Here is a 17,710-nt window from a genome sequence, read left to right as displayed (position 1 = left end):
CCCGGTGTTTCAGCCGAGCGCTGCTCTGCGAACCTCTTCGTCGGCAATGTGGGCGCGTATGATGGAATCAAAATCCGCGTCGGCGGTGAAGCCCGCCTGCTCGGCCCGCCTCGCATCGAAATTGCGCGGCCAGCCGTCGACGATCCTGGTGATCGTCTCGTCCGGCTCGCGCCGGATCAGGGCGGCGACATCCTCGCCGGCCACCCGCTTCAGCGCCTCGATCATTTCGCCGACGGTGATCGACAGGCCGGGCATGGTCAGCGAGCGCCGCGCGCCGAGCATCGCCGAATCCATGGTGGCGGCATGGATCAGGAATCCCACGGCCGCGGCCGGGCTGGCCACCCAGTGCCGCACCTCCTCCGATACTGGGAGTATCGCTTCCTGGCCGGCCAGCGGCTCGCGGATGATGCCGGAGAAGAAGCTTGAGGCCGCCTTGTTGGGCCGGCCGGGCCGCACCACGATCGTGGGCAGACGAATGCCAACGCCGTCGACAAAGCCTTTGCGCGTGCAATCCGCCAAAAGCAGCTCGCCGATGGCCTTTTGCACGCCATAGCTGGTGAGCGGGGCATTGAGAAATTCGTCGCCGATCCGATCGGGGAAGGGCGCACCGAAGACGGCAATGGACGAGGTGAAGACCAGCCGTGGGCAATAGCCTTCGCCTTCATGACGGACCGCTTCCAAAAGATGACGCGTACCGTCCATATTGATGGCGTAGCCCTTGTCGAATTCGGCCTCGGCTTCGCCTGAGACAATGGCTGCAAGGTGGAAGATGACGTCGGGCTTGTGTTTTATCAATTCCGTGACCACCACGGGGTCGGCGACGTTGCCGGCCTGCGACACCACTTGCGGGCCGTCCGACGCACCATAGGACGGCTCGATCACATCGAAGGCATGAATCGTATCGATTTTGCGGCCACCGAGGCTGCCTTCGGTGATGAGCTTTTCGGCCAGCTTGCGGCCGACCATGCCGGCGGCTCCGATGATCAGGATGCGCATTGCAGCCCGTCCTCCTCGTGGCGGTTGGTCAGTGGTTATCGCGCGGGACGGCCGGCATATCGCCGTTCTCCCCGCCCTGGGCAAGCTTGCGGTACTTGACCGCCGGCTCCAGCACCATGCCCGCGTCAAGCTGGGCGACGATGCCGCGCTGGATCTCCTGCCATGGCGTCTGGTGCGGCGGGTAGGCGTATCCGCCCTTGGCCTCAAGCTCCTTGCGCCGCCTATCCAGTTCCTCGTCGGGAAGCAGAACGTCGGCGCGGCCGTTCTTCAGATCTATGCGAACCCGGTCGCCTGTTTCCAGCAATGCGAGTCCGCCGCCAGCGGCAGCCTCGGGCGAGGCGTTGAGGATGGAAGGCGAGCCGGAGGTGCCCGACTGGCGGCCGTCGCCGATGCAGGCCAGCGAATGGATGCCGCGCTTTAGCAGATAATCCGGTGCCCGCATGTTCACCACTTCCGCCGCGCCGGGATATCCTATGGGACCGACGCCGCGCATGAAGAGGACGCAGTTCTCATCGATGTCGAGCGCGGGATCGTCGATGCGCGCATGGTAATCTTCCGGTCCGTCAAAAACGATCGCCCGCCCCTCGAAGGCCATGGGATCGCTGGGATTGGACAGGTAGCGTTGGCGGAATTCTTCGTCGATGACGGAGAGCTTCATGATGGCCGCGTCGAACAAATTGCCCTTGAGAACGCGGAAGCCGGCATTGTTCTTCAGTGGCTTGTCATAGGGGCGGATGACCCGGTCGTCCTCGATCAGTGCGCCGCGGCAATTGTCGCCGATGGAGCGGCCGTTGACGGTCAGCGCGTCCTCGTTGATGAGGCCCTGTCCCATGAGTTGGTTCACGACGGCCGGAACGCCGCCTGCATGGTAGTAGTCCTCGCCCAGATATTCGCCCGCCGGCTGTAGATTGACCAGCAGCGGCACCTCTTCCCCATAGGCCTGCCAATCGTCGAGACTGAGATCGACGCCGAGATGGCGGGCAAGGCCATTGAGATGGATCGGCGCGTTGGTCGAGCCGCCGATGGCGGAATTGACGCGAATGGCATTGATGAAGGCATCGCGCGTCATGATGTCGGTGGGCTTGAGATCCTCATGCACCATGTCGACGATACGCAGGCCGGTGAGATAAGCCATTTCCTGGCGGTCGCGATAGGGCGCGGGGATGGCGGCGGAACTGGGAAGCTGCATGCCGAGCACCTCGGCCAGCGAATTCATCGTGGTCGCCGTGCCCATCGTGTTGCAGTAGCCGGTGGAGGGGGCGGACGAGGCGACCAGCTTGACGAAGCCTGCATAGTCGATCTCGCCGGCGGCCATCAGTTCGCGCGCCTTCCAGACAATGGTGCCGGAACCGGTGCGCTCGCCGCGGAACCAGCCATTGAGCATGGGCCCGACCGACAAGGCGATGGCTGGAATGTTGACGGTGGCCGCGGCCATGAGCAGGGCCGGGGTGGTCTTGTCGCAGCCGATGGTGAGCACCACGCCGTCGAGCGGATAGCCGTAGAGCACCTCGACAAGGCTGAGATAGGCCAGGTTGCGGTCGAGCGCGGCGGTGGGCCGCTTGCCGGTCTCCTGGATCGGGTGCACGGGGAACTCGATGGCGATGCCGCCGGCCTCGCGGATGCCCTCGCGCACGCGCTTGGCCAGTTCGATGTGATGCCGGTTGCAAGGCGACAGGTCGGAGCCGGTCTGGGCGATGCCGATGATGGGCTTCCCCGATTGCAGCTCCTGCTGGGACAGACCAAAATTCAGGTAGCGCTCCAAATAGAGCGCGGTCATGTCCGGGTTGCCCTCATTGTCGAACCAGGCCTGCGAACGCAGAACGGGCTTGGCTTTTTCCTTGCTCATGTCATCTCCGACTGCTTGGTATGTGCTCAACGTATACAGAAAAAATGCAATGGAAAAGGCATCGCAGAGCGGCAGCGGAGCATTCGGCGAAAAGAATACCGCAAAGCACTCGTTTTCATGGCTGAATTCACGCTCAGGAAAGCCTTTCCCGTGCTCGCTGGGCAGAGATGGCAGGAGCGCGTGAAGGGCGGCCTGGAACGTTATGCATACGTTGCCTGGCGGGTCCCTAGCGACACCGGGACGGTGCTGGATCTGTTGCCCGTGCGCCAACGGTCGAAAGCGACCAAACCGCGTGGGACCGGATCGGCACGGGAAGCGATACCAAGCTCACATATGGCCAACCACCAGTTAACCCATTGAAAAAAGATTTCTGGTGGGCCCGGAGGGACTCGAACCCCCAACCAAGCGGTTATGAGCCGCCGGCTCTAACCAATTGAGCTACAGGCCCGGTGCGGCATGAGTTAGTGATTTTTTTGCGCATGCACAAGCGTGATGCGCCGCAATCCATTCATAATCGCGCTCTATCCATGATTTGCTCGAACAAACAGGAGATTTCCATGACGCGTTCCTTTCTGCCGATAGCGCTGGCCGCCTCCATGGCTGTCGTGCCACAGGCTTTCGCACAGGAGCAGATCTTGCAGCCGAAGATTACGGTGACCGGTGAGGGCGAGGCGCGGTTGAGCCCTGACATGGCCATCGTCACGCTGGCCGTCACGCGAGAGGCCGAGACCGCGCGCGCGGCGATGGACGATAACAGTTCCGCCATGGCGGCCGTTATCGCCGCCCTCAAGGAAGAAGGGATCGAGGCGCGGGACCTGCAGACCAGCGGCCTTTCCATCCAGCCTCAGTACGTCTACCCCAACGAGCGCAATGAAGAACGGGAGCCGCGCATCGTCGGGTATCAGGTCTCAAACCAGCTGACCGTCCGTATCCGCGACATGGACAAGGTGGGCGCGATACTCGACCGCTCTGTCTCGCTGGGCGTCAATCAGGGCGGGCATATCGCCTTCACCAACGACGACCCGACCGAAGCCTTGACCGAGGCGCGCAAGCGCGCTGTAGAGGACGCAATGACGAAGGCCAGGACATTGGCCGACGCTGCCGGTGTGAACCTGGGCAAGCTGATCGAGCTTTCCGAAAGCGCCGCGACCCCGCCACCGATGCCCATGGCTGGAAAGATGATGCGCGCGGAGATGGCGGCCGATGCGGCGGTACCGATCGAAGCCGGTGAAAACAGCTACACGATCGAAGTGAACGTGACCTTCAGCATCGAGCAGTAGCATCTCCCGCTCTCGAACCAGAAGGCCGCCGGAGCGACCCGGCGGCCTTTTTCGCGGGGCTGGGAAGCCTACAGCATCGGCCCGAAAATCGGAATCGATTTTCGGAAAGCACGATGCGTAGATTCAGAAAGTTAGCGTCCTTCGTGCGTCCGAATGGACAACCTCCTGAAAGCCCACAGCTAGCGCCAGCGGATCACCGGGCAGTGCGGCGAGCGGGCGAAGACGATGCTCACGCGGTCGCGATGCTGGCGCCCGGTCACACGAATGGCGCGGTGGTTGACGCGGGTAATTCGGGCATGTCTGAGGCCCATTCGTTCCGCCTTGTGCAAGGCGCGGCGCGGCGAGCAGGAGGCTTGGCGGTAGTGCTGACGGCGCGGGCGGAAGTCGCGATGGCGCTCGCCCAGATGAATGCCGGCGTGCCCGCTGCCCTGTCCGAAGCTGAAATAGATGCCGTCCGCCTTGGCGGCGGTGGGGGCGGCGGCGAAGGCGCCGAGACTGAGGATGGCGGAAAGGGTGGCGATCTGGATCTTGCGGAACATGTCTGTTCTCCTCGTAGGTGTGAATCTTGAGGAGACACTGGCCGAGCGGGCCTGAACGCCGCGCGAACCGGGCATTCACCGGCCGTTCACGTGACCGCAGGCATGGCGGATGTAGAGGGTTGCCGCTTCAGCCCTTGGCAATCTGCCTTTTCCACTCGTCCAGATTGTAGTAGGCGGTAACGCGGGAGATCAGGCCGTCGTCGACCTCGAAGAAAATTCCCCCGGGCAGCGCATAGCTTTGGCCGGATGCCTCCGGAAGGCCCTCCACCGTGGTCAGATAGGTTCCTCGCATGGTGAATTCGGCAGCCGCCCGAACGCCGCCCGGCGCCGTCATGATGGCGATGTCGGAAAGGGTTTCGCGGTAGTGGCGCGACATAAGGCCGAGAAACCAGCGGAATTTTTCCTTGCCGATTTCGCGGCCGCCTTGGCTGACATCGTGAACCACGTCGTCTGCAAGGAGCGCGAGCATGCCTTCGTGATCGCCGGCATTGAAGGCGGCAAGGTAGTTTTCGACGAGGTCGCGGGTTTCGGTTTCGCTCATTGCCGTCTCGGTCCTTGGTCGGGCTATGGTTCTTCTTCGAGCATGTATTGCAGATAATCTTCCGGCTCGGCCAGATTGCTTTCGCTGGTCTTGACGCGCCCCTTCATCGAAATGCCTGCTTCATGGACGGTTTCCCCGCTGCCGGACACCAACGGGTGCCACCAGTAGAGTTCCTCCCCATTGGCTAGCAGCCGATAGGCGCAGGTGGCGGGCAGCCAGGTGATCGTGCGCACGTTCTGCGGGGTCAGGCGCACGCAGTCGGATACAGTGGCGAAGCGGTTTTCGTAATCGGAACAACGGCATGTGCCGATGTCGAACAGGCGGCAGGCAACGCTCGTCCAGTGGATTTGTCCGGTATCCTCGTCCTCGAGCTTGGCCAGGCAGCATTTGCCGCAGCCATCGCAGAGTGATTCCCACTCGCGCGGCGTCATCTCTTCAAGGCTCTTGGTCTTCCAGAACGGCTCCATGGCAGGCATGTCGCGCGGTCAGGGCCGGGCGTCAAGGGGCTGTGCCGGCGGGTGGCACGACGGGTGCAAGGGAACCAACGGCTTCGCTGCCGCTTATCGACGCCGTAGGGACATCCCACCGTGGAGCGACGGACGATGACGAAATCGAAATTGTTTATGGCTGGAACCGCCCTGAGCCTGTTGATGGCAGGGCAGGTGGCCGCTGAAGAGCGCACCGAGGGCAGCCCCTGGGCCACGCGCGACAGCGTGGTCGTCCTGGCGCAGGCAGAAGAACCTGCAGGCGAGGGTGAGGAGTGCCCGCCAGGCACGGCGCCCACTGAACCTGACGGCATCTGCGCGCCAGTGGTAGAAGAAGAGGCCGAGGAGCCGGCCGCAGAGCCTACTCCCACCGAAGAGCCGCCTCCCGTGGAGGAGGAGGCTCCGGCGGAAACGGAGGAGGCACCGGCCGCTGAGAGCGGTGAGGAAGCCCCTGCCGACGCGCCTGTGGAATCCGATCCTGCTCCTGCCGAGGAGGAAGCAGCGCCGCCGGCGGGTGCGGAGACAGACCAGCCGGTCGAGACTATGGAGGCGCCCGCAGAAGCAGTGGAAGAGCCTGCGGTTGAGGGCGGCGAGGAAGCGCCAGCCGATGAGCCGATGGAAAGCCCCGCTGCGGAAGAGGCCGTACCCACGGAGGAAACCGTTATCGAGCCTGCCGGAGAGGCCGAGCAGACCACGCCGGACGAGGGCGAGGCCGTGGAAGAATGCCCGCCCGGCACGGTGCGCGCGCCCGACGGCGGCGAGTGTGTCGCAGCCGAACAGGCCGCCGAGGAAGAGACGGGTGCAGATGCGCCGGCGGATGCGGCCGCCGAAGACGAACCCATCGATGGCGGCACCGCTGTAGAGCCCGGCGAGACGGATGCGGAGGCCGATGCCGACGCGGATGCCGAGGCCAGCGTCGAGGCCGATGCTGCTGAGGGCCAGGAGGCGCCATCTGAAGATGCGGCTCCAGTGCCCGACAGCCAGAAGGACCAGGCCGAGCCGAACGCCACGGTTGAAGGCGAAGGCCATGAGCCGCCGGTCGAGGGCGGGCAGGAAGAACAGGCCGCAGAGGAAGCGCCCGCGCCTGAAAGCGACGGGGAAGCCCAGGCGGATCTGGTAGACCCGGAAACGCTACGCACGGAAATCCGCCAAATGGTGGAAGAGGAGGGCGAGCGGATCGAACTGGGCCAGACGCCGGAAGACACCCGCGTACGCCGGCAGGCGTTCCTGGGGCACGTGCCGGAGGGTGCTCAGGTGATCGAAGAGTACAACGATAACCGCAAGATCATCCAGTACAACAACAACATCTATATCGAAAGCCCCGATTATGACCGCCTCGTGCGTCGCGACGACCTGGTCTACTATGACGACCTGCGGAACGGTCGCGTGCGTGAGGTCATCGAGCGTCCGGACGGAACGCGGATCATCACCATCCGCAACAGCTACGGCGATGTTCTCCGCCGGGTGCGGGTGACGCCGGATGGACGGGAACATGTGCTCGTGTATGTGCCGGAGGACCGCTTCGACCGGGTGGCCCGTTATGAGGATCCGGCAATCGAGCTCGGCCCGTTCCGGCTCACGATTCCCTTGAGCGAATATGTCCTGGAGGCCCAGCGGGTTGAAAATCCGGACCGGTACTACGAGTTCCTTGACCAGCCTCCGGTGGAGCAGGTGCAGCGGCTCTATTCGCTCGAAGAAGTGAAGCGCTCGCCCCGGGTCCGCGACATGGTGCGGCGCATCGACCTCGACACCATCGAGTTCGAGTTCGGTTCGGCGCGCATCGAGGAAAGCGAGATCAGGGACATCGAGGCGCTGGCGACGGCCATGGAGCGGTTGCTGGATGAGAATCCGGCAGAGACCTTCCTGATTGAAGGTCACACTGACGCCGTGGGGTCTGAGACTGCCAACCTGGCGCTGTCGGACCGCCGGGCCGAGGCTGTCGCGCGGGCGCTCACAGACGTTTTCGGCCTGCCGCCGGAAAACCTGGTGACCCAGGGCTACGGTGAACAGTACCTGAAAATAGACACGCAGGAGCCCGAGCGGGAAAACCGGCGGGTTGCCGTTCGCCGGATCACGCCTCTGGTCTCGCCCGTGGCCGAGCGTCGGTAGCGCTTCCTGCGCCAATGCCCGGCCTGGCCTGGTCGGGTCGTGCGGGAAGACCCGGCCGGATGCCCCTCCACCCGGCCGGGTTCTCCATTTTCAGCATCTGCGCGAACGAGAATTGTTCGCCGTGAAATAGGGCATCGAACGAAAAACCCCGCCGGAGATCATCCGGCGGGGCTCTTGTCGTTGCGGCGAAATCCTACTGGACTTGCTGGTCTGTGCGCGGCCGCAGAAGAAGTTGCGGCCGGATCTGCAACTGGGGCCGGTTCAACTGCGGAACCTGCCGCTGGACCGGAGGCCGGGTGACCTGCGGAGGACGGGTAACCGTCGGCGGCGTGGTCTGCCGGCAGTTCGGATACTGTCCCGTGGTCCCTGGCGGGCAGCGGCGCTGCTCGACCGGGCGGCAGTTGGGATATTGCCCCGTGGTGCCTTGCGGGCAACGACGCTGCACGGTCGGACGGCAGTTAGGGAAGGTCCCCGTCGTGCCCTGCGGGCAGCGCGGCCGCACGATTGGCGCACAGTTGGGGTAGCGGCCCGTGGTGCCGGGCGGGCACTCCCGCTGTACTTCTGGCCTGCGGCAGCGCCCGGCCACGAAGGCGGTTCCAGGCGGGCAGCGTTCCTGGACGACCGGTCGGCAGTTCGGATAGCGGCCGGTCGTGCCTTGCGGGCATTCACGCTGGACCTGCGGCTTGACGCAACGGCCGTTCTGCAGGCGCGTTCCGCGGGGGCAGATGCAACGTCCGTCCTGGGTGCGGATCTGGCCCGGCAGCAGCTTGCACTGCGGGTCCGCCTGCGGACGCGGACGCTCGGGCTGCTTGGGCTGAGGGTCCGGCCGGTTGGGACGCGGCGTCGGCACGGGGATGGGCGTCGTCTGAATGTCGCCCACGCACTGCCCATTGCGGAAGGTGGTGCCTTCCGGGCAGACACAGCGGCCGTCATTGTTCAGGACAAAACCGGGCGAGCATTGTTCCTCCTCCTCATCGGCCAGGACCGTGAAGTCGTGGCAGTCGAAGGGGCGGGACGAGGCTTCGCCAGCCGGCTCGGACAGCGAGCGCGGGCCTTCACGCACGTCTACATCCATGCCGATGACGGCGGCACAGTTGCGGCCTTGCGCACCGTTGCCGACCTCACTGGCCAGGTCTGCATCCAGCGGCAGCTCGACCGTGACCTCGTGGCTACGGCTTTCGCCGGGCGCCAGGCCGAGGGTGGTCTCGCAGACGAAGGGCAGTTCCGAAGGCTCCGGCGAGCAGCCGAAGGGCGGGTTCACCGAAACGATGGTCGCCGGCGTGGAGCCGAAACCCTCGACCGTCAAGGCATCGCCGATGCGCATGGGGCCGGAGATGGCGGCTGGCCCGTCATTCGTGATGGTGATCTCGAATGTGCAGGGCTGCCCCAGCAGGCACTGGCTGTCGCCGGTCTTTTCGACCGAGATTCCAGTACCGCCCTCGGCGCAGGCTTCGCCGAACGGGTAGACGATATCGTCGCCCGGCGCCGGGCCGAAGGAACCGCGCGCGCAGTTCTCGAACCGCTCGTTGGGCGAGACGTTGACCGTCACGTCGAAGTGGCGGCTCGTTCCCGGCATCATGACGGCGCCGGGGATTTCGCAGGCCAGCGTTGCGGCCGGAACCGCACCGCAAGTCCATTCCGGCCCGTCCGGCGAGACAGAACCGATCTCGACAGGCGCACCGCCGCCGATCAGCGTTGCCGCATCGTTCACCCGTACCGGGCCCATGGGGGCGGCGGTGCCGGGATTGGACACGGTGATGCGGCATGCGACAGAACCCGACGACACCGTCGCTTCGCAGGTCTTCTGTATCCGCAATTGCGGCTCGCCGCCCGGGCGGTCGGGGATCGTCGCCTTGGCGCAGGCCTCGTTGTTGGCGAGATTGGTTTCGCCCGTGAGAGCTTCCACCTTGGCGCAGTTCTCCACCATGTTGGACGGGTAGTCCGCCACCACCGCCGTCACCTGGATGTCGGTGGTGGCGCCGGGAGCCAGCACCAGCATCGGATGCTTGCACTCGAACTGGTTGCCGGCCAGCGGCACGCAGGCCCAGGGCGGGGTCGGGCTGAAACTCGCCGAGGCGACGTCGCCCAGCGGGAACGTATCGACCACCGTGATGGGAGCTGCGATGTTGGCGGGGCCGGCATTATAGACCGTGACCACGTAGGTGCACAGGCCGTCGGGGGTGCACACGGCCGGCTCGGCGCGCTTGCGCATTCCGATGTCGGGGGTGTTGCCCTCGGGAGGCGTGCATTCGGGATCGCCGGGTTTGCATATCTTGATCGATGCGCAGGCCTTGTCGTTGGTCGGATCGCCGAACGCATCCTTGCCGCTGGCCGTGTAGTCGTATTCGGCGCAGTTGCGGAGGACGCTTCCGGGCCATGCCGGGCCGGGCTGGAAGCCAAGCTTCAGGTCCACGAACTCGCCCGGGTTGAGAGTGGTTTCGGGATGTTCGCAGGAAGCGGGGCTGGCCATGGGCACGCAGGTCCAGGGCGCGTTGGGGCCGGCGATGATGTCTGCGTGGCCGGGGGCGGTGACTTCGCCCAGCACGATCTTGCCGGTATAGGGCGCGTCGCCGGCATTCGATACGCGGATGGTGAAGTCGCATGGGCCTTCCGGCTCGCACATGGCTTCGTCGGCGCGCTTTTCGACCTTGATGTCGGGCTCGCCTTCCTCGTCCGGGCAATCGAGATCCTCCGGGATTTCGATATCGACGGTCTGCGAGCAACACAGGCCGACGCCCTCGGCAGGACCCGCATAGGTCTCGACGCCGGTCACCACCAGATGGACGGTCTCGCCGGGGAGGGCCCCGATGATTTTCCATTCCAGTGTGCCGCCGCCGGCGGGAACCACCTGCGAAGCCGGATCGATGACGATGCCAGGCGTGGTCGAGGAGACCATGACGACATTGCCCGCCATCTCCGGTCCGACATGCATGCGGTAGATGTAGGCGCCGCCGCCGGGCACGCAATCGACCTCGCCGGTCTCGACCGCGAAGCATGCCTCTTCCGGGTCACCGCCGGGCGGAGGCGGAGGCGGTTCGCAATCGGTGACGTCGATGGCGATGGTGGTCGGCGCGCCGGTCTTCCAGTCGCCGTCATCGGGGATGGCCGGGTCGTGCGAGGGCATTGTGCCCAGGCCGCCGCCGACATCGGCGCGCTGCAGGGTGATGTTGCCCTGATTGTCGACATTGGTGACGGCCGGGAAGGCGGCCTGGTCGATCTTCGCCTTGATCTCGATAATGGCATAGCGCTCCGTGAGGCTGCCGTCGCCATCGAGATCGGCGGCCGACACGCGGAAGTCGGCCAGCGACAGGGAATCGTCCGGGGTGGCCGTCGTGCCGACCGTGTGAGAGGGCGCGGCACCGCCGCCCGGCCCTGTTATGTCACCCGATATGCTGACATCGACGATCGCCAGGTCGCCAGGCAACTGGTCCTGGAGGTCGAAGCGGACATTGTCGAGCAGCGTCGCCAGTATCGGATGGCCGATCATGGCCGGATCACCGCGCACGCCGAAGCGCAGGCGGTACTGGACATAATCGCAATCGAGCTGGCGGCCCGTCTTCTCGAAGAAGGGGACGAGCTTTTCACGTTCCGGCGCCGGCTCCACCGGCTCCAGGGGTTCGAGTTCTATGCGAGGCTCCATGCCTCCGGGAACCTGCGCATTGGCAGGTGCGATGGTCAGCGGCATGAGCGCTGTGGAGAGCGCCATGCCTGCCGCCAAAAGCCAGCGCGGCGCGCGCGCGGCCTGGTACAGGGGGTTCATGATCGTCTCCATGACCGGATTTGAATTGCGTTCCCGCGAAGGGGCGAAAGTGAACGTGGTCATCTCTCCCTCCCTCACGGCGCACAGGATTCAAGGGGCGTCTCAAGCGGCAGCGTCACCTTGCAGCAAGGGAAGTAGCCGCCCGCCTTGGCATCGGCATCCTTGTAGAAACAAAGGCCGAGGTCGACGGTCTCGCCGGGCAGATGGCCGGTCACGCCAAGCGTGAAGGGCGTCGCCAGGCTCGGAACCGTCTGCTTTGACGGGGAAACGCCAACGCCGGGGGTGAGCGATTTGCTGACCAGCGAATCGCCGCCGATGCCGGCGCGGTCATGGACATAAAGGTCGGCCTCGAGACCGGCGGGCGTGCAGAAATATTCCACCACCTCGACCTCGAGACATTGGGGCAGTTCGTCCGTTGGCGGCCATCCGGGCGGCCAGCCGGGCACAGGCAGATCGCCGGGATAGGGCAACGGCTCGTACCAGCCGGCACGGCCTTCGCAAGGACGCCAGACCTCCACATCGCCGACATGGCCCATGACTTCCGGATCGGCGAAGAAGCCGTCGAAATCGGCGAACCACGAGCCGAAAGGCGGCTCGTTTTGCGGCCGCACCAGGAAGGAGGCGGTGAGCTGGACGCCGTGGACGGAGAGCGGCCCGCCCTCGATAAGGCGGTCGGCCAATGCCGGATCGTCGCGCAGCTTGTCGCCGGTCTTCACCAGCGTGGCCGCGCAGGCACTGGTGTTGATGAGGCCTTGCGAATCATAGCCGTACTGAAGATCGATGCCGCCGGTCGCCTGCAGATGCGGCTGGGGGAAACCCACTGCGTAGGTTTGGGGAACCGGGACCCAGATGCTGTCGGTTTCAGGGTCGTCGGGGCTCTCGCGCCAGTAGCGCAGGACCTCGGCCTCGCCGCTGTCGGCAAAGCTGGAATAATCGTAACGGTTTTCGATCTCGCCGCGCTGGGCCAGATACATGAAGCCCTTGGTATCGAAGGCGATGTCGGTGACGGGCAGGTCTTCTTCCGCGTCGACCGTCAGCTCCCAGCGCGGATCGCCGGCGAAGGTTCCGTCGCGGGCGATGCCGATGGACCAGATTTCGGCTTCCTCGCCTACGGCGTAATAGAGCCGGCCGCCGTGAACGGCGAGGCCGTAGATGCGGCGCTCCTCTTGTGTATAGCCCCAGGTGCGGGTTTCTTCCGTATCGAAGGCGGCACCCCGAATGTCCATCACCGCCCCATCGTCAGCGATCGTGTCCAGTCCGCGCGCGAGCCTGCCATCGATACCGTGATCGAATGTGTCGATCAGGTTACCGTCGATGTCTATGCGGTGGATGAGGCCGGAATCGAGGTCCGAGGCAAAGAACTGCCTGTGCGAGCGGTCAAAGGCGATATTGCCGATGCCCGGGCCGCTGTTGGTCTCGATATCGGCGAAGAGCCCGACCTTTCCGGTCAGCCCGTCGATCTTCCAGATCGAGCCGGGACCGCCGCCATTCTCGAGGCCGAACTGGCCGTCCATGAAGCGGGCGTCGGGCGCGCCGCGCCGCCGCCGCTCGGGCCTGCCATCCTCGTCCTCGTCGGGCGTGACAATCTGGACGCCATGGAAGGACGTGGCGGCGGCATAGAGGTTTGGCACGATTTCGGGCGTGCCGGCGCGCTTGCCGTCATCATAGGCTAGGCCGAACACCTGGCCGATCTGGCCCGCCATCACCTCGAAGGGCGGCGGCGTGTAGACGATCTGGCCTTCCGGCGGCGCGCCGAGGAAGGTCATGTCGAAAATGCGCAAGGATGCACGGTCCATATCGATGAAGGTCTCGTCGACCGGGTCGACACCCGGCAGAAGCCCTTCCTCGAAGCCCGGAATGATGGTGCCGGGAAAACCTGTCTGTGCCATGAAGCCTGGTTGAATGATCGCGCCTTCCTGGGCGGCGGCGGGGGCCGCGAAGCCGAGATTGGCGGCGATCATCAGCGCCAGGCTGGCGGCCGTGTTCCGAAGCCGGGCAGCGGGCCGGAACGCCCGTCCCAAGCCATTGCTTGCGTATTGCCGGTGCGCGCTCATGGCATTCCCCCCGATGCCGGTGGCAGAAACCGCCGAAGAGCCCGTGGCAGGGCGATCGGTTGTTCCGGCTTTGGCAATTTCCCCCGCAACGAGGCGGCATCCGACCTCGGTTGAACGAAGGATACGCCCGAGCTTACGCGGCGTCAACGAATGCGCCTCGCCGGCCATCGATGCCGGCTGCCTTGCGGCAGGCGGACGAGAGCGACGAGGCGAAACCGTTGACCATGCGCGGTCATGAGTTCGTTTCATCTTTCTTGCTCCTGTGTTTGCGGCGCGCATTGAGTGCGGCCCACAAGAATGGGTGCGGCGGAGGAGCAAAAAGGTTCAGTCACATCACTATCTGGTTTTTCGTCAAGCCATGGTTTAGCGTCCGCCGGGGTGGGAAAAACCGATGAACCCTTTTGACCTGTCACAGCACACAGAAGAACGAGCCAAGCGGGCGGCGCCGGGAATGAAAGCGCAGTCGAACCAGCTTTCGGACCGGGAACTCGTCGAGCAGGCGGCGCGCGGTGAGCGCGCGGCCGTCAGGCTGTTATTCATGCGCCATCACGCGCGGGTCTACCGTTTCGTGATGCGCCAGACAGGATCGGAAACCATGGCTGACGACGTCGCAAATGAAGTGTTTCTGGAGGTGTGGCGTCAGGCTCCGCGCTTCGAGGGGCGGGCGGAGGTGTCGACATGGCTCCTCGGCATCGCCCGCTACAAGGCGCTTTCGGCGCTGAGGCGCCGGCGCGAGCAGGCGCTGGACGAGGGGCAGGCGGAAGCTGTCGAGGACGGCGCCGACACGCCCGAAGTGACGGCCATGAAGGACGACAAGAGCGCGGCGCTGCGTCGCTTTATCGACGACCTGCCGGAAGAACACCGGACGGTCGTCGACCTTGCCTATTACCACGGCAAGTCGGTAAGCGAGATCGGCGAGATCCTCGCCATACCGGTGGCAACGGTGAAGACGCGCATGTTCTACGCCCGAAAGAAGCTCGGCGAAGCGTTGAAGGCCGCCGGCTACGACAGAGGTTGGCCATGAACACGGACAAGCTGGACCGGCGCGACGAGCTGGAAACGCTGCTGCCGTTTTATCTGAACGGTACGCTGAGCGACGACGAGCGCGAAGCGGTGGAGCGGTGGCTGGCCTCCGACCCGGCGGCGGCGATCGCGCTGGAAGAGGCGGAGGCCGAATATTCGGCCGCGGCCATGGGCAATGAGGCGATCCGCCCTCCCGCGGATGCGCTGTCGCGGCTTTCGGCAGCGCTGGAGCGCGAATCGGGACCGCCGCGCCTTGCCCGCACAACCTGGCTGAAACGGGCGGGCGGCTGGTTTGCAGCGCCGTCATCCGGCCTGGCGTGGGGTACGGCGGCGCTGGCCGTCGCGCTGCTTGCGGCGCAAACGGCTTGGATTTCTACCAGGGATGCCGACGATTATACGGTTGCCGGGACGAGCGAGGAGCGGGTGCAATTGCCTTTCGTGCTGGTCAGCTTCGATGACGAGGCGCCTATCTCGGAAGTGACAGGCGTGCTGCAGTCGCTGCGTCTTGAGATCGATGCGGGACCGCTTCCGGGCGGCGTTTACCGCGTCATCCTGCCGGTCTCAACCGCCGCCGACTACGACCGTCTGGCCGCCGAACTAGAAGCTCAGCCGCTGGTGGCGCGTGTCATCGCGGGCGCACGGCCGGAGGCCGAATGACAGTGAAAACGACAGCGTTTCTGTTGGGAGCAGCGATTGCCCTGATGGCGGGTATGGCGCAGGCACAGACGAATGCGCCGGCGGTGACGCGGACGGTCCCGCAGGATTGCGCCGACGACCAGAGCGAACCGGGTTGCCGAGAGGCGAAGGAGGATGCGCGGCAGCCGGGAGTCGTCTACCTTCCAGGTATCCTGGCCGAGCTCTTCGGCAGGTCTCCAGGAAGCATAGGGCCGGGGGCCGATCTGCCGGAGAGACGATCGACGCCGCCGGCAAATGGCGGGCAGACCGATAACCCATCGCCAGCCTCATCCACCGACGGCGCGAATGGCGGTTCGCCTGCGCGGGCCGGGGCTGCCCCGGCGAATGGTTTTGCACCCAGCCGGCGCGCGCCCGCGGCGTCAGTGCCGCTCCGGGCCGTTGTCGGCGACCATGTGCCCGATGAGGTGCTGGTGACGATCGACGGCGACGTGGCGGAGGCGGAAGCCGTCGCCGCGGCGCTGGGGCTCGAAGTGCGGTCCTCGCGCGGCTCCGCGCTGCTTGGCACGACAGTGGCACGCTACGGCATCCCGGACGGTCGTCCGGTGGGCGTGGTACTGGCCCAACTCGCCGCCGACGGGAGGGCGCTGGGGCAGGCGCCGAACCATATCTATACGCTGGAGCAGGCGGCGCAGATCATCCCCTACGCCTTCGGACGCATCGCGCTGAACGCCGAGCAGGCGAGCGGGGCGGATATCGATATTGCGGTGATCGACACGGCGCTGGACGAGAACCATCCTGCCCTCAAGGAGGCCGTTGTCGGGGTTTTCGACGCCATGCCCGACCGCTTCATCGAGGAGCGGGGCCATGGCACATCGATTTCCGGGCTGATCGCCGGCGGCGGTCCGTTCCGGGGGCTGGCGCCGGGGGCCCGCATCCACCATGCGCGCGCCTTCGAGGGCGGGCGCTCCAGCATGGACGTGCTTCTGTCGGCGCTCGACTGGGCGGTGGCTCAGCAAGCGCGCATCATCAATATGAGCTTCGTGGGACCAAAGAACCTCATTTTCGAGGCCGCATGCCGGGCGGCGCGCGAGCGCGGCGTCGTGCTGGTGGCGGCTGCCGGAAACAACGGCCCGCGCGCACCTTACGGCTATCCCGCCGCCTATGACGGCGTCATCGCCGTGACGGCGACGGATGCGCAGGATGCGTTGATGGAACAAGCCAATCGCGGCCCTTACGTCGAACTCTCCGCGCCGGGCGTGAACCTGCTGGCACCGATACCGGGAGGTGGCGTGGACGCGGTAACGGGTACCTCGTTCGCGGCCGCCGTCGTGTCGGGCGCCATCGCCAATCTGATGCGCATCGAGAGGCTGGACGCGGACGAGATCGCCGCACGGCTGGCGCAGACGGCCACCGATCTGGGCCGTCCGGGGCGCGACGACGACTATGGGTACGGGCTCCTCAACGCGCGGGCGGCGGGCGGCCAATAGCTTCGGGCCGGCGCTGCCTCTGACGTCAGCGCTTGAAGCGGAGCGTGATTGAAAAGCTGATCGTATTGCCACCGATGCCTTCCGGCGGGCGGGGGTAGGGTGCCGCGCGGCGCGCCACTGCCAGTGCCTCTTGATCGAGGACAGCGTGTCCGCTGCTCTTCACCAGACGTGCTCCCGCGAGATTGCCCCTTCGATCAATTGCGATGTTCAGACCCGCCGCGCCTGAAAGCCCGTCGCGGGCCGCCTCGCGCGGGTAGCGCTTGTAGCGCTGGACGTGGGAGAGCAGCCGGCGCGAATAGGCCGCTTTTTCGCCGGTAGTGGCGCCGCCCTTGCGCCCGGCATTCTGCTTGGAAGGGGCAGGCTGACGGTTTTTCGCCGGCATGGCCTTTTCGGCCTTGCGAGCGGGCGCTTTGCCCGTGGTCGGCGGACTTGCCTGCTTCGGCTCGGCACGCATTGTCTTCGTTGATGGTTCGGGCTTTGCCTTTAGCGGCCCTGGCCTCGGCGTGGGAACGGGAATGTCTGCGGAAGGCAGGATCACGGACGCCGATAACGCCTCCTCCGGCGGTGCTGCGGGTTCGCCGTCAGCTTGCGTCAGCCGGTGAGAGGCTGGGTCAGGCATGGGCGGTTCCGCAGGCGTCGGGGAATCCGGAACGATCGGCTCTGCCGCCTCGGGCAGCTCGACCGAGGCCGGAGCTTCGGGACTGATCGCCGTCTCCGATCGTTGGTCGGATGCCGCCTGCTCGCCCTGGACCGCCTCGACCGGCGGGGCGGGGGGCGCTTGAAGGATGATCTCGACGGCAGCGGCATTGCTCGCGGTTTCAATCCCGGGCTTGGGCAGGCGGTCGCCGAGCCACGAAAGCACGGCGGCATGCAATGCGGCGGAAATCCCGAGCGCTATCGCGAGGCCGAACGATCGGCGATGCATGCGCATGGGGCGTCCAAGGAGTGGTGAGG

13 protein-coding genes and 1 tRNA gene are annotated in these 17,710 nt (G+C 65.5%); 5 read left to right on the top strand and 9 right to left on the bottom strand.

The window, feature by feature from the left end; all coding sequences use genetic code 11:
• Positions 1-9: 9 nt before the first annotated feature.
• The 3 genes from denD to NTH_RS03335 form a co-directional block, all read right to left on the bottom strand.
• Positions 10-996 carry a D-erythronate dehydrogenase gene (gene denD, locus NTH_RS03345; RefSeq protein WP_338528674.1) on the bottom strand — a complete coding sequence of 329 codons (987 nt, stop codon included), beginning with the start codon at positions 994-996 and terminating at the stop codon, positions 10-12.
• A gap of 28 nt (positions 997-1,024) precedes the next feature.
• Positions 1,025-2,842 (bottom strand): IlvD/Edd family dehydratase, encoded by a 1,818-nt coding sequence (locus NTH_RS03340; RefSeq protein WP_338528673.1) that lies wholly within the window; start codon positions 2,840-2,842, stop codon positions 1,025-1,027.
• Positions 2,843-3,213: 371 nt separating this feature from the next.
• Positions 3,214-3,290 (bottom strand) — tRNA-Ile (locus NTH_RS03335).
• Between the two features lie 109 nt (positions 3,291-3,399).
• On the opposite strand from NTH_RS03335, the gene NTH_RS03330 reads away from it, so the two are divergent.
• A complete protein-coding gene (locus NTH_RS03330) occupies positions 3,400-4,122 on the top strand; it encodes an SIMPL domain-containing protein (RefSeq protein ID WP_338528672.1) in 723 nt (240 codons plus the stop codon).
• Between the two features lie 179 nt (positions 4,123-4,301).
• Here the strand turns inward: NTH_RS03330 and NTH_RS03325 are convergent, their stop codons facing one another.
• The 3 genes from NTH_RS03325 to NTH_RS03315 all read right to left on the bottom strand — a co-directional run bounded on the left by NTH_RS03325 (position 4,302) and on the right by NTH_RS03315 (position 5,678).
• Positions 4,302-4,661, bottom strand: a complete 360-nt coding sequence (locus tag NTH_RS03325; protein ID WP_338528671.1) for a hypothetical protein — start codon at positions 4,659-4,661, stop codon at positions 4,302-4,304.
• A gap of 127 nt (positions 4,662-4,788) precedes the next feature.
• Entirely contained in the window at positions 4,789-5,202 is a 414-nt protein-coding gene (locus NTH_RS03320) for a ketosteroid isomerase-related protein (protein WP_338528670.1), read from the bottom strand.
• A 23-nt stretch (positions 5,203-5,225) separates the two neighbouring features.
• Entirely contained in the window at positions 5,226-5,678 is a 453-nt protein-coding gene (locus NTH_RS03315) for a YcgN family cysteine cluster protein (protein WP_422392344.1), read from the bottom strand.
• Between the two features lie 147 nt (positions 5,679-5,825).
• On the opposite strand from NTH_RS03315, the gene NTH_RS03310 reads away from it, so the two are divergent.
• Positions 5,826-7,796, top strand: a complete 1,971-nt coding sequence (locus NTH_RS03310; RefSeq protein WP_338528669.1) for an OmpA family protein — start codon at positions 5,826-5,828, stop codon at positions 7,794-7,796.
• Positions 7,797-7,989: 193 nt separating this feature from the next.
• Here NTH_RS03310 and NTH_RS03305 read toward each other — a convergent pair whose 3' ends face one another.
• Both NTH_RS03305 and NTH_RS03300 read right to left on the bottom strand, forming a co-directional pair.
• Complete coding sequence (locus NTH_RS03305; RefSeq protein WP_338528668.1) at positions 7,990-11,619, bottom strand: hypothetical protein; 3,630 nt, start codon at positions 11,617-11,619, stop codon at positions 7,990-7,992.
• Positions 11,620-11,630: 11 nt separating this feature from the next.
• Entirely contained in the window at positions 11,631-13,517 is a 1,887-nt protein-coding gene (locus NTH_RS03300; RefSeq protein ID WP_422392421.1) for a hypothetical protein, read from the bottom strand.
• A gap of 544 nt (positions 13,518-14,061) precedes the next feature.
• On the opposite strand from NTH_RS03300, the gene NTH_RS03295 reads away from it, so the two are divergent.
• From NTH_RS03295 to NTH_RS03285, 3 genes are read left to right on the top strand one after another with little or no spacing between them, the layout of a single operon-like run.
• Positions 14,062-14,634, top strand: coding sequence for a sigma-70 family RNA polymerase sigma factor (locus NTH_RS03295; RefSeq protein WP_338531794.1), 573 nt, complete (start codon positions 14,062-14,064; stop codon positions 14,632-14,634).
• On the top strand, positions 14,631-15,290 hold the full coding sequence (locus tag NTH_RS03290; protein ID WP_338528666.1) for a hypothetical protein: 660 nt from the start codon (positions 14,631-14,633) through the stop codon (positions 15,288-15,290). Before NTH_RS03295 ends, NTH_RS03290 begins: the two co-directional genes overlap by 4 nt.
• On the top strand, positions 15,287-16,756 hold the full coding sequence (locus NTH_RS03285) for a S8 family serine peptidase (protein ID WP_338528665.1): 1,470 nt from the start codon (positions 15,287-15,289) through the stop codon (positions 16,754-16,756). The genes NTH_RS03290 and NTH_RS03285 overlap by 4 nt, the downstream gene beginning before the upstream one ends.
• A gap of 25 nt (positions 16,757-16,781) precedes the next feature.
• Here the strand turns inward: NTH_RS03285 and NTH_RS03280 are convergent, their stop codons facing one another.
• Positions 16,782-17,687 (bottom strand): TonB family protein, encoded by a 906-nt coding sequence (locus tag NTH_RS03280; protein WP_338528664.1) that lies wholly within the window; start codon positions 17,685-17,687, stop codon positions 16,782-16,784.
• Positions 17,688-17,710 lie beyond the last annotated feature (23 nt).

It is taken from the genome of Nitratireductor thuwali, assembly GCF_036621415.1.
Taxonomy (GTDB): Bacteria; Pseudomonadota; Alphaproteobacteria; order Rhizobiales; family Rhizobiaceae; genus Chelativorans; species Chelativorans thuwali.
Note: the sequence above shows the minus strand (reverse complement) of the source record. Positions and strands in the feature narration are given on the sequence as shown.